Raw genomic sequence first — 12,189 nt, 5'->3', positions numbered from 1 at the left:
GCGTTGTAAAGACCGCTGATCAGCGGGTTCGCGCCGATACGCGTCACGGCCCCGGTCCCGCAGGTCCAGGGCTGAACGGGTACCCCGATCCGCCGGTCAGATGTACAGGTCGCGCAGTCTCACCGAGAGGCATGTCACACAGCCCTCGAGCTTCTCGAACTCGCTGATGTCGACGATCACCGGCTCGTGCCCGAGGTCGGCGAGGAGTTCGGCCGTCTTCGGCGCGCTCGCCGCCATCAGGAGCTTCCCGCCGCCCAGCAGCACCACATGCGCCCCCGACTCCTCCGGCACCGGCAGGAAGCGCGGGAAGAGGGACGGGGTGTCCACCAACGGCGGGTACCCGATCACGGTCCCGTCCGGCAGCGCCGTGACCGCCGACTTCAGATGCAGCACCTTGCTCACCGGTACGGCGACGACCCGCGCGCCGAGCGGTTCGAACACCGCCTTGAGCTGCTGCACCCCGGCGGCGTTCGTCCGCCCGCCCCGCCCGACATAGAGGGTGTCGCCGATCTTGAGGACGTCGCCGCCCTCCAGGGTGCCCGGCTCCCAGACCCAGTTCACCGAGCAGCCGAGGCGGGCCACCGCCTCCTCTACACCGCCCGTCTCACCGCGCCGGGACTCGGCGCCGGGCCGGGCGATCAGCGCGACGTTCCGGTGGACGACCACGGCGTCCTCGACGAACACCGAGTCCGGGCAGTCGTCCGCCGGATCGACCTCGACGGTCTCCCAGCCGTGCGTGCGCAGCGCCTCCGCGTACGCCTCCCACTGCCGCGCGGCGAGGCCGGCGTCGACCTCCTCGCGCTCGATGTGCGTGACGAGGCCTTCGGCCAGGCGTGGGCTGGGGCGACGTATGAGGGCCTTCTTGCTGGGCACGGGCGGAACTCCGAATCGAAGGGGGCGTCCGCGCACATCATGCAGGCATGGCCTGCGCGGACAAAAGCCCCGGAGGTCAGACCGGGGCCCGCACCCCTGCCCCGATCGCCCCGATCACCTCATGGGTCACCCCACCTCCTCCGGGGAGATCTCCCTCAGTTCGCCGTCCAGGAGCAGCCACCGGGTGATCCCGATCGACTCCAGGAACGGCAGGTCGTGACTGGCGACGATCAGCGCGCCCTCGTACGACTCCAGGGCCGTGGTGAGCTGTCGGGCGCTCGCCATGTCCAGGTTGTTGGTCGGCTCGTCCAGCATCAGCAGCTGGGGTGCGGGCTCGGCCAGCATCAGGGCGGCCAGGGCGGCGCGAAAGCGCTCGCCGCCCGACAGGGTCCCCGCCGGCTGGTCGGCACGGGCGCCCCGGAACAGGAAGCGGGCCAGCCGGGCGCGGACCCGGTTGTTGGTGGCGGCGGGCGAGAACCGGGCCACGTTCTCGGCGACGGTCAGCTCGTCGTCGAGAACGTCGAGCCGCTGCGGCAGAAAACGCAGCGGCACGTGCGCGCGTGCCTCCCCGGAGACCGGCGCCAGCTCCCCGGAGACGGTCCGCAGCAGGGTCGTCTTGCCGGCCCCGTTGCGCCCGATCAGCGCCACCCGCTCCGGCCCGCGCAGATCGAAGGAGCCCACGCTCGCTCCGTACGCCAACTCCAGGTCCAGGAGCGTGAGGACGGTACGGCCCGGCGGTACGGCCGTGTACGGCAGGTCGACGCGGATCTCGTCGTCGTCCCGTACGGCGTCCACCGCCTCGTCGAGCCGCTCCTTGGCGTCGGCGAGCCGCTCCTCGTGCATGATGCGGTGCTTGCCCGCCGACTCCTGGGCGGACCGTTTGCGCGCGCCCATGACGATCTTCGGCTCGCGCTTCTGCTCGGCCATCTTCTGCCCGTACTTCTTGCGACGGGCCAACTTGACCTGAGCGTCGACCAGTTCGCGCTTCTGCTTCTTCAGGTCGGCCTCGGCGACGCGCACCATCCGCTCGGCCGCCTCCTGTTCGGTGGCGAGCGCGTCCTCGTACGCCGAGAAGTTGCCGCCGTACCAGGTGACCTCTCCGGAGTGCAGGTCGGCGATCTGGTCGACCAGGTCCAGGAGTTCACGGTCGTGGCTGACGACGACCATCACCCCGGGCCAGGACGAGACGGCCGTGTAGAGGCGTCGACGCGCGTACAGATCCAGGTTGTTGGTCGGCTCGTCCAGCAGGAGGACGTCCGGACGGTCGAGGAGCAGCGCGGCCAGCCGCAGCAGGACCGACTCGCCGCCGGAGATCTCGCCGATCGTGCGGTCCAAGTCGATGTGCCCGAGCCCGAGTTCGCCGAGCGTGACAAGGGCGCGTTCCTCCACGTCCCAGTCGTCGCCGATCGTCTCGAAGTGCCCCTCGGCCACGTCACCCGCCTCGATCGCGTGCAGCGCGGCCCGCTTGGCGGAGATACCGAGTGCTTCGTCGACGCGCAGGGCGGTGTCGAGGGTGACGTTCTGCGGGAGGTAGCCGATCTCGCCCGCGACACGGACGATGCCGTCGACGGGCCGGAGTTGACCGGCGATCAGCTTCAACAGGGTTGATTTTCCCGAGCCGTTGACGCCGACGAGTCCGGTGCGGCCGGGGCCGAAGGCGACGTCGAGGCCCTCGAAGACGGCGGTGCCGTCGGGCCAGGCGAAGGACAGGGAGGTGACGGCGATGGAGGTGGTGGCGGACATACGGCCTCGCGGTTGCTTGATGGGGTCTGGGCAAGCGCGTATCGAGACACCGACTGGCGGCGGGCGGGAGTGTCCGGGTGACACGAGAAAGGCCCTGCTCCGGAGGGAGGCACGGACGGCTCGAACACCGAGGTCGCACGCTGCGCGGACACACCACTGGAGGGTGTGTGGCGCGGTGTCTCAGGACCTCAGTAGAGCAACGTCCTTCTCCAATCGACGGCAACAGGACCGCTGTCAGCGTAGGAAGAGGCGTTTCAGGCTGTCAAAGCATTAAACGGAGCTGCCACAGGGGCTGTCACAGGGCGTCGCGCATCAGCTCCGCCAGGTCGTGGTCCAGGTCGGTCTGGAGGTGTTCCAGGCCGACGGGCACCAGCTCGGTCGTGGACGCCAGGAAGCGCCGCAGCTCGCCCGAGCGGACATGGACGACCGCGGTGCCCTCGGGGGCGTGGAACTCCAGGACCGTGCGGTCGTAGCCGTACGGCCGCACCCGGACGTCGCCGTGGCCCTGCGGCTCCCGCATTCCGTCGGAGAGGAGTTCACGGGCGAACGTCCAGCAGACCTCGACGCCCTCCAGCGTGGCGGGCGCGGGGAAGGTCATCCGGACCGCGAACGGGTCGCTCCGGTCGTAGGTGAGCGTTGCGGGAATGCTCGGCATCCGCGGGGCGGCGGCGACGAGACGGGCTTCTACGAGTTGCTCGATGACGGTGGTGGACAACGCCTGCTCCCTTGTGACGGTTGGCCGGACTCCTGGATGGAACGGGCCGCACACTGAAGGAGACGCCGGAATGAGCCAATCAGTGCACCTGAATTTCTAGTGACCTCTGTCACCGAGTTCAATCCCTGCTACTTTCGCCCGCCATGAGGATCTTGGGAACGAAGCGACAGCCGGGACGGACGATACGGACGAGGCGCGCAGGGCGCATGGCGGTTGCGGGGGCGTACGCGGCCGCCCTCGCCGCCGTGGCCGCCGGACTGGCCGCCCCCGCGCAGGCGTACGAGGCGACGGGCGCCGTCTCCGGGCACCGGGCGCCGCACTGGGCGGCGAAGGACAGCGGCGCCGCCGACGTGCGATTCCGGGGAGTGTCCGCCGTCAGCCGGAACACTGCCTGGGTCGCCGGTACGGCGGGCACCGTGCTCCGCACCACCGACGGCGGGGCGAGCTGGCGGAACGTCTCTCCGCCGGGCGCGGCCGAACTCCAGTTCAGAGACATCGAGGCGTTCGACGCGCGGCGCGCCGTGGTCCTGGCCATCGGTGAGGGCGAGGCGTCCCGGGTCTACCGCACCGACGACGGCGGCGAGACCTGGACCGAGTCCTTCCGCAACACCGACGCCAAGGCCTTCTACGACTGCCTCACCTTCTTCGACCGCCGCCACGGCCTCGCGATGAGCGACCCGGTCGACGGCAAGTTCCGCATCCTCTCCACCAGCGACGGCGGACGCTCCTGGAAGGTGCTCCCCAATGACGGCATGCCGGCCGCGCTGGACGGCGAGGCGGGCTTCGCGGCGAGCGGGCAGTGCCTGGTCAGTTCCGGGCCGCGCGATGTCTGGCTGGCGACGGGCGGGGGTGCACGCGCGCGCGTGCTGCACTCCGCCGACCGCGGACTCACCTGGACGGCGTCCGACACACCGATCCCGGCGGGCGACGGGGCGCGCGGTGTCTTCGCGCTCGCCTTCCGCGACCGTACGCACGGACTCGCCGTCGGCGGCGACTACCGCGCCGACCAGGCCTCCCCGCGCGCGGGAGCGGTCACCACGGACGGCGGCCGTACCTGGACCACCTCGGCCACGTCCCCGCCCGCCTACCGCTCCGGCGTCGCCTGGCTCCCGTACAGCCGTACGGCCGCGCTGGCGGTCGGTCCGACCGGCACCGACCTCACCACGGACGCCGGGCGCACCTGGAAGACCGTCGACACGGGCTCGTACGACACCGTGGACTGCACCCCCGACCTGGGCTGCTGGGCCGCCGGGGAGAAGGGGCGTGTGGCACGGCTCGAATCGTGAGGCCTGGGTACCCGTTCACCGACCCGAGCGAAGGGAGTGAACGGCCATGCCACGCGGTTCCAGCCCCAAGCGGGAACGCCAGTACGAACACATCAAGGAGAGCGCGCTCGACCGGGGTGAGAGCGAGAAGCGCGCCGAGGAGATCGCCGCGCGGACCGTCAACAAGGAACGCGCCCGCGCCGGCGAGTCGAAGACCGCCAGCCGTACGTCCACCCAGGACATGTCGTCCGCCGAGCGCGGCGGCCGGCGCTCGCACAAGGGCGCCCAGGGACCGACGTACGACCAGCTCTACGAGGAGGCCAGGCGGCGGAACGTGCACGGCCGCTCGGACATGGACAAGGAGCAGCTGAAGCGGGCGCTGGGCGGCAAGTGACCTGCGCCGCGGGGGCCGTACGCTCGTCGTCATCATGGAGATGACGACGAGCGTGCCCGTTCCGGCGGACTGGCCCACGACCGAGGCGGACGCCCGCGCGGTCCAGGACGAGCTGCGGCTGCGCGTGGTGCTCGACGAGCCGGGACCGCCGGCCGGGACGGGACACGTCACGGGCGTCGACGTCGCCTACGACGACGAGCGGGATCTCGTCGTGGCCGCCGCGGTCGTCCTGGACGCGGCGAGCCTCGACGTCGTCGCCGAGGCCACGGCTGTCGGACGGGTCCCCTTCCCGTACGTGCCCGGCCTGCTCGCCTTCCGCGAGATCCCGGCCGTCCTGGCCGCCCTCGACGCGCTGCCCGTACCGCCCGGCCTCGTCGTCTGCGACGGCTACGGCCTGGCCCACCCGCGCCGCTTCGGCCTCGCCAGCCACCTCGGCGTCCTCACCGGGCTCCCCACGATCGGCGTCGCGAAGAACCCGTTCACCTTCTCGTACGAGGAACCGGGCGCCCCGCGCGGATCGGCGGCCCCGCTCCTGGCGGGCCAGGAGGAGGTCGGCCGCGCCCTGCGCACCAGGGAGGCCGTCAAGCCGGTGTTCGTCTCGGTCGGCCACCGCACGACCCTCGACACGGCCTGCGCCCACGTCCTGGCGCTCACCCCCGACTACCGCCTCCCGGAGACGACCCGCCGGGCGGACGCCCTGTGCCGCCGGGCACTGAAGGAAGCCGCCGGTGACGGACTCAAGTGATCATCTGAGTATGTGTTCTGAGTATCTGTACGGATGTCGGTGGGCCGGAGCTGTCGGCAGGCTGTGTCCATGACCACGCACCGCGCCCCGAAGCCCGCCGCCAGCCCCGCCCAGCCCGTCGAGCGGGCCGTCACGGCCGCGCTGATCGTCGCCGTACTGGCGGGACTCGCCTGGATCGTCGGCATGATCTACACGGTCACGGGCTGGGCCCAGTGAACCTCTGACGGGCTAGTCCGTCAGCGACTCGACGCCACCCGGAACGTGATCCCCGCCTTGCGCAGGCGTTCGATCAGCGCGTCGCCCATCGCCACCGCGGTGGTGACCTGCCCGGACGTCGGCGGGAGGTCGTCGAAGGCCAGGGAGAGCGCCGACTCGGCGAACATCTTCGCCGTCTCGTCGTAGCCGGGGTCGCCGCCCGCGACCTCCGTGAACACCCGCCGGCCGCCGCCCTCACCCACGAACCGCACGGAGAACCAGCTCTTCGCCCGCTTCTCCGCGCTGGGCCCGTCCCCCGGCTCCAGCCGCCCGGACAACCAGCGCCGCACGGGCGGAACCTGGGCCGCCGCGAACACCGCACCGGCCCCGGCCACCCCGCCCACCGCGATGGGCAGCCGCCGTACCGCCGCGTAATGGCGGTAACGGAAATCGGGGCCGTACCGTTCCAGCGCGCGGGCCGAACGCACTACGACCTGCGGGTCGATGGTGGGCAGCGGCAGCGCCCAGGCGTCGACCTCCTTGGCGTACCGGGGAGTGCCCGTGGGGGCGGTCGCCCGGCGGCCCAGCAGCCGGGGCTCGTGCCGCCTGCGGTCGCGTGCGGCGGCCAGCAGCTGCGGGCCCCGGGAGAGCTGGTTGAGCGCGGAGGCGAACGTACCGCCCGAGAACATGGCGTCGGCGCGCACGAACCCGTCCACGGTCAGCGGCACCCCCTCGGGCAGCTGCGAGACCGTGAAATACGCGCCCAAATCGTGCGGGATCGAGTCGAAACCGGCCGCGTGCACCAGCCGGGCGCCGGTCTCCCGCGCGCGTGCGTCGTGCCGGACGTACATCAGGTCGACGAACTCGGACTCACCGCTGAGGTCGAGGTAGTCGGTGCCGGCGTCCGCGCAGGCGGCGACCAGTTCCTCGCCGTACGTCAGATAGGGGCCCACCGTCGTGGCCAGCACGCGCGCGTGCCCGGCGAGCGCGCGGACCGACGCCGGATCGGACACGTCCGCCTCCAGCACCCCGACCTCGGCGGCCTTGCCGACGCCCGCGAGGCGCTCGCGCAGCGACTCCAGCCGGTCCCGGCTGCGCCCTGCGACCGCCCAGCGCAGACCGTCGGGCGCGTGCGCGGCGAGGTACTCGGCGGTGAGGGTGCCGACGAAGCCAGTGGCTCCGAACAGCACGATGTCGTACGGGCGTTCCATCCTGCTCGGCCTGCTCATGACACCTCTCGTTGTGCGGTCCCGCGCCGTTGTCGGTGGTCGAGGCTAGCGTGAGGGGGTGTGGGGTCATACGCCCGGTCCGTCGTCGATTCGTCGGCCGGTCCACGGCCGGAACGAGGGAGTTTTAGCCAAGCGCTTGCTTAATTTGTGCCCGGTGAAGCCTTGTGCGGAGCAGCGGGGCGTTCCTAGCATCGCTGGTGTCATGTCGGTTGTGTCACGGGAGTGGGGGGCTCGATGTCGGTGGCAGGGGAGGCGGGCAGCGGTCCGCTCGCGGGGGTGCGGGTGGTCGAGCTGGCGGGCATCGGGCCCGGTCCGTTCGCCGCCATGCTCCTCGCCGACCTGGGCGCCGACGTGGTCCGCGTGGACCGGCCCGGGGGCACCGGACTCGCCATCGACCCCGAGTACGACGTGACGAACCGCAACAAACGGTCGGTGATCGTCGACCTGAAGGCGGCCGACGGCCCCTCCAGCGTCCTCGACCTCGCCGCCCGCGCCGACATCCTGGTCGAGGGCTACCGCCCCGGTGTCGCCGAGCGCCTCGGCGTCGGGCCCGAGAGCTGCCACGCCCGCAACCCGAGGCTCGTCTACGGCCGGATGACGGGCTGGGGCCAGGAGGGCCCGCTCGCCCGCCGCGCCGGGCACGACATCGCCTACCTCGCCCCGACCGGCACCCTCGGCCTGATCGGCAGCCCGGACGCCCCGCCGCCCGCCCCGGCCAACCTCCTCGGCGACTACGCGGGCGGCTCGCTCTACCTCGTCGTCGGCGTCCTCGCCGCCCTCCACCACGCGCGCGCGACGGGGGCCGGGCAGGTCGTGGACGCCGCGATCGTCGACGGCGCCGCCCATCTCGCCACGATGCTCCACGGCATGCTCGCGGCGGGCGGCTGGCAGGACCGGCGCGGTGCCAACCTCCTCGACGGCGGCTGCCCGTACTACGGGACCTACGAGACCGCCGACGGCCGGTACATGGCGGTCGGCGCGCTCGAACCCCAGTTCTACGAGGAGTTCCTCGACCTGCTCGGCATCCACGACCACTCCGGCGCCCGCAAGGACATCACCCGCTGGAACGACCTGCGCGAGGCCGTCACCGCCCGCTTCAAATCCCGTACGAGGGACGAGTGGACGGCCGTCTTCGAGGGCTCCGACGCCTGTGTGGCGCCCGTACTCTCCCTGCGCGAGGCCCCGCACCACCCGCACCTGGCCGCCCGCGGCACCTTCACCGACCACGGCGGCATAACCCAGCCCGCCCCCGCGCCCCGCTTCTCCGTCACCCACACGTCGATCCACAGCGGCCCCGCCCAGCCCGGCGCCGACACGGCGGACGTGGCGCGCGACTGGGACGTGCCCCGACTCCTGCAGGATGGCGGCTGACCACGGCCGACGCCCGCTCGCCCACCCCACCCGAAAGGCCCTCCAGTGAGTACCGAAGCGTACGTGTACGACGCGATCCGCACCCCGCGCGGGCGCGGCAAGGCGAACGGATCCCTGCACGGCACCAAGCCCGTCGACCTCGTCGTGGGCCTCATCCACGAGATCAGGAACCGCTTCCCCGACCTCGACCCGGCCGCGATCGACGACATCGTGCTGGGCGTCGTCGGACCGGTCGGCGACCAGGGCTCCGACATCGCGCGCGTCGCCGCCGTCGTCGCGGGACTGCCGGACACGGTGGCCGGCGTCCAGGAGAACCGCTTCTGTGCGTCGGGTCTGGAAGCCGTCAACATGGCCGCCGCCAAGGTGCGTTCGGGCTGGGAGGACCTCGTCCTCGCGGGCGGCGTGGAGTCCATGTCCCGGGTGCCGATGGCCTCGGACGGCGGCGCCTGGTTCAACGACCCGATGACTAACCTCGCCGTCAACTTCGTGCCGCAGGGCATCGGCGCCGACCTCATCGCCACCATCGAGGGCTTCTCGCGGCGCGACGTCGACGAGTACGCGGCCCTGTCCCAGGAGCGGGCGGCGACCGCCGTGAAGGACGGCCGCTTCGAGCGGTCCCTCGTCCCGGTGAAGGACCGCAACGGCCTGATCGTCCTCGACCACGACGAACACCTGCGCCCCGGCACCACCGCCGACTCCCTGGGCCGGCTGAAGCCGTCGTTCGCGGACATCGGCGACCTGGGTGGCTTCGACGCCGTGGCCCTCCAGACGTACCACTGGGTCGAGAAGATCGACCACGTCCACCACGCGGGCAACTCCTCCGGCATCGTGGACGGCGCCTCGCTGGTCGCCATCGGCTCCAAGGAGGTCGGCGAGCGCTACGGGCTGCGTCCGCGCGCGCGGATCGTCTCCGCCGCGGTCTCCGGATCCGAGCCCACCATCATGCTCACCGGCCCGGCGCCCGCCACCCGCAAGGCGCTCGCCAAGGCCGGGCTGACCATCGACGACATCGACCTCGTCGAGATCAACGAGGCGTTCGCGGCCGTCGTCCTCCGCTTCGCCCGCGACATGGGCCTCTCCCTCGACAAGATCAACGTCAACGGCGGCGCCATCGCGCTCGGCCACCCGCTGGGCGCCACCGGCGCGATGATCCTCGGCACGCTCATCGACGAACTGGAGCGCCAGGACCAGCGGTACGGCCTCGCCACGCTGTGCGTGGGCGGCGGGATGGGCATCGCGACGATCGTCGAGCGGATCTGAACTCCCAGCGGATTCAGCTGATTCAGCCGATTCGGTTGATTCGACTGATTCAGTCGATTCGGCGCCACCAGAGAACTTCTGAAGACTTCTGAGCCTCCACGGAGATCCCCGTCATGACACAGAGCACCACCATCCGCTGGGAACAGGACCGCACCGGTCTCGTCACTCTCGTCCTCGACGACCCCGACCAGTCCGCGAACACCATGAACCAGGCGTTCCGTGACTCCCTCGCGGTGGTCACCGACCGTCTGGAGGCCGAGAAGGACACGATCCGCGGGATCATCCTCACCTCCGCCAAGAAGACGTTCTTCGCGGGCGGCGACCTGCGCGACCTCATCCGGGTCACCCCCGAGACGGCCCAGGAACTGTTCGACGGCGGCCTCGCGATCAAGCGGAACCTGCGCCGCATCGAGACCCTGGGCAAGCCGGTGGTCGCGGCGATGAACGGCGCGGCCCTGGGCGGCGGTTACGAACTCGCGCTGGCCTGCCACCACCGGGTCGCGCTCGACACGCCGGGCACGAAGATCGGCTGCCCCGAGGTCACCCTCGGTCTCCTCCCCGGAGGCGGCGGAGTCGTCCGTACGGTACGCATGCTGGGCATCGCCGACGCGCTGCTGAAGGTGCTGCTCCAGGGCACCCAGTACAGCGCCCCGCGAGCCCTGAAGAACGGCCTCATCGACGAAGTGGCAGCCACCCAGGACGAGTTGCTGGCCAAGGCCCGCGCCTTCATCGACGCCAACCCCGAGTCGCACCAGCCCTGGGACAAGCCCGGCTACCGCATTCCGGGCGGCACCCCCGCCAACCCCAAGTTCGCCGCGAACCTGCCCGCCTTCCCCGCCAACCTGCGCAAGCAGACGAACGGCGCGCCCTACCCGGCCCCGCGTGCCATCCTCGCGGCGGCCGTCGAGGGGGCCCAGGTCGACTTCGAGACCGCGCAGGTCATCGAGGCCCGCTACTTCGTGGAACTGGCCGCCGGACAGACCTCGAAGAACATGATCCAGGCGTTCTTCTTCGACCTCCAGGCCGTCAACTCGGGCGCCAACCGGCCCAAGGGCTTCGAGCCGCGCCCGGTCCGCAAGGTGGCGGTGCTCGGGGCCGGGATGATGGGCGCCGGGATCGCGTACTCGTGCGCCCGCGCGGGCATCGAGGTGGTGTTGAAGGACGTGTCGCCGGAAGCGGCGGTGCGGGGCAAGGGCTACTCCGAGAAGCTGTGCGCGAAGGCGGTCTCCCGGGGGCGTACGACCCAGGAGAAGGCGGACGAACTGCTGGCCCGCATCACGCCGACCGCCGACCCGCAGGACGTGGCCGGCTGCGACGCGGTCATCGAGGCGGTCTTCGAGGACCCGGCGCTGAAGCACAAGGTGTTCCAGGAGATCCAGCACATCGTCGACCCGGATGCGTTGCTGTGCTCCAACACCTCCACCCTGCCGATCACGGTCCTCGCCGAGGGCGTCGAACGCCAGTCGGACTTCGTCGGGCTGCACTTCTTCTCGCCGGTCGACAAGATGCCGCTCGTCGAGATCATCAAGGGCGAGCGGACGGGGGAGGCGGCGCTGGCGCGCGCCTTCGACCTGGTCCGCCAGATCAGGAAGACCCCGATCGTCGTCAACGACTCCCGGGGCTTCTTCACCTCACGGGTCATCGGGCACTTCATCAACGAGGGTGTGGCGATGGTCGGCGAGGGCATTGAGCCCGCGTCGGTCGAACAGGCGGCGGCGCAGGCGGGGTACCCGGCGAAGGTGCTGTCCCTGATGGACGAACTGACGCTGACCTTGCCTCGCAAGATCCGGGCGGAGTCCAAGCGGGCGGTGGAGGAGGCGGGCGGTACATGGCCGACGCATCCCGCGGAGGCGGTGATCGACCGGATGGTGGACGAGTTCGGGCGTACGGGGCGGAGTGGGGGCGGCGGGTTCTACGAGTACGGGGAGGACGGCAGGCGGGCCGGGCTGTGGCCGGGGCTGCGGGAGCACTTCGGGCGTGGTGAGGGCGCGGAGGGTGTGCGGATCCCCTTCGTGGACATGCAGGAACGGATGCTGTTCTCGGAGGCGCTGGACACGGTGCGGCTGCTGGAGGAGGGCGTACTGACGTCGGTCGCCGACGCCAACATCGGCTCGATCTTCGGGATCGGGTTCCCTGGTTGGACGGGGGGTGTCCTCCAGTACATCAACGGCTACGAGGGCGGCCTGCCGGGATTTGTGGCGCGGGCGCGGGAGTTGGCGGAGCGGTACGGGGAGCGGTTTGCTCCGCCGGGGCTGTTGGTGGAGAGGGCGGAGAAGGAGGAGCGGTTCGGGGACCGCTAGTTGGTTTCGCCCCCGCCGCCCCTACCCGTCCCATCCTTCTGGGGGCTGCGCCCCCAGACCCCCCTTTGTCCTCAAACGCCGGACGGGCTGACTATCCAG

General features: G+C 71.3%; 11 protein-coding genes. 7 read left to right on the top strand and 4 right to left on the bottom strand.

What is annotated here, in order from left to right; all coding sequences use genetic code 11:
• Positions 1-96: 96 nt before the first annotated feature.
• From ddaH to ACFYXF_RS31155, 3 genes are all read right to left on the bottom strand, one after another.
• Complete coding sequence (gene ddaH, locus ACFYXF_RS31165; RefSeq protein WP_389354604.1) at positions 97-873, bottom strand: dimethylargininase; 777 nt, start codon at positions 871-873, stop codon at positions 97-99.
• A gap of 126 nt (positions 874-999) precedes the next feature.
• Positions 1,000-2,616 (bottom strand): ABC-F family ATP-binding cassette domain-containing protein, encoded by a 1,617-nt coding sequence (locus ACFYXF_RS31160; RefSeq protein ID WP_389354603.1) that lies wholly within the window; start codon positions 2,614-2,616, stop codon positions 1,000-1,002.
• A 295-nt stretch (positions 2,617-2,911) separates the two neighbouring features.
• On the bottom strand, positions 2,912-3,271 hold the full coding sequence (locus ACFYXF_RS31155) for an SsgA family sporulation/cell division regulator (RefSeq protein ID WP_369031044.1): 360 nt from the start codon (positions 3,269-3,271) through the stop codon (positions 2,912-2,914).
• Positions 3,272-3,537: 266 nt separating this feature from the next.
• Here ACFYXF_RS31155 and ACFYXF_RS31150 point away from each other — a divergent pair, with 266 nt between their 5' ends.
• From ACFYXF_RS31150 to mmpA, 4 genes are all read left to right on the top strand, one after another.
• On the top strand, positions 3,538-4,617 hold the full coding sequence (locus tag ACFYXF_RS31150) for a WD40/YVTN/BNR-like repeat-containing protein (RefSeq protein ID WP_389354601.1): 1,080 nt from the start codon (positions 3,538-3,540) through the stop codon (positions 4,615-4,617).
• 46 nt (positions 4,618-4,663) lie between these two features.
• Positions 4,664-4,990 (top strand): plasmid stabilization protein, encoded by a 327-nt coding sequence (locus ACFYXF_RS31145; protein WP_389354599.1) that lies wholly within the window; start codon positions 4,664-4,666, stop codon positions 4,988-4,990.
• Positions 4,991-5,024: 34 nt separating this feature from the next.
• Positions 5,025-5,735, top strand: coding sequence for an endonuclease V (locus tag ACFYXF_RS31140; protein ID WP_389354597.1), 711 nt, complete (start codon positions 5,025-5,027; stop codon positions 5,733-5,735).
• Between the two features lie 69 nt (positions 5,736-5,804).
• A complete protein-coding gene (gene mmpA / locus ACFYXF_RS31135; RefSeq protein ID WP_235473531.1) occupies positions 5,805-5,951 on the top strand; it encodes a morphogenic membrane protein MmpA in 147 nt (48 codons plus the stop codon).
• 20 nt (positions 5,952-5,971) lie between these two features.
• On the opposite strand, the gene ACFYXF_RS31130 is transcribed toward mmpA, so the two are convergent.
• Positions 5,972-7,159, bottom strand: a complete 1,188-nt coding sequence (locus tag ACFYXF_RS31130; protein ID WP_389354595.1) for a saccharopine dehydrogenase family protein — start codon at positions 7,157-7,159, stop codon at positions 5,972-5,974.
• A 234-nt stretch (positions 7,160-7,393) separates the two neighbouring features.
• Between ACFYXF_RS31130 and ACFYXF_RS31125 the strand changes: the two genes are divergently transcribed.
• The 3 genes from ACFYXF_RS31125 to ACFYXF_RS31115 all read left to right on the top strand — a co-directional run bounded on the left by ACFYXF_RS31125 (position 7,394) and on the right by ACFYXF_RS31115 (position 12,090).
• A complete protein-coding gene (locus tag ACFYXF_RS31125; protein WP_389354593.1) occupies positions 7,394-8,530 on the top strand; it encodes a CaiB/BaiF CoA transferase family protein in 1,137 nt (378 codons plus the stop codon).
• A gap of 45 nt (positions 8,531-8,575) precedes the next feature.
• Positions 8,576-9,790 (top strand): acetyl-CoA C-acetyltransferase, encoded by a 1,215-nt coding sequence (locus tag ACFYXF_RS31120; RefSeq protein WP_389354591.1) that lies wholly within the window; start codon positions 8,576-8,578, stop codon positions 9,788-9,790.
• 113 nt (positions 9,791-9,903) lie between these two features.
• On the top strand, positions 9,904-12,090 hold the full coding sequence (locus tag ACFYXF_RS31115; protein ID WP_389354588.1) for a 3-hydroxyacyl-CoA dehydrogenase NAD-binding domain-containing protein: 2,187 nt from the start codon (positions 9,904-9,906) through the stop codon (positions 12,088-12,090).
• Positions 12,091-12,189 lie beyond the last annotated feature (99 nt).

This window comes from Streptomyces sp. NPDC002680 (genome assembly GCF_042889145.1).
Taxonomy (GTDB): Bacteria; Actinomycetota; Actinomycetes; order Streptomycetales; family Streptomycetaceae; genus Streptomyces; species Streptomyces adonidis.
This window is presented reverse-complemented; position numbering and strand designations above follow the sequence as displayed.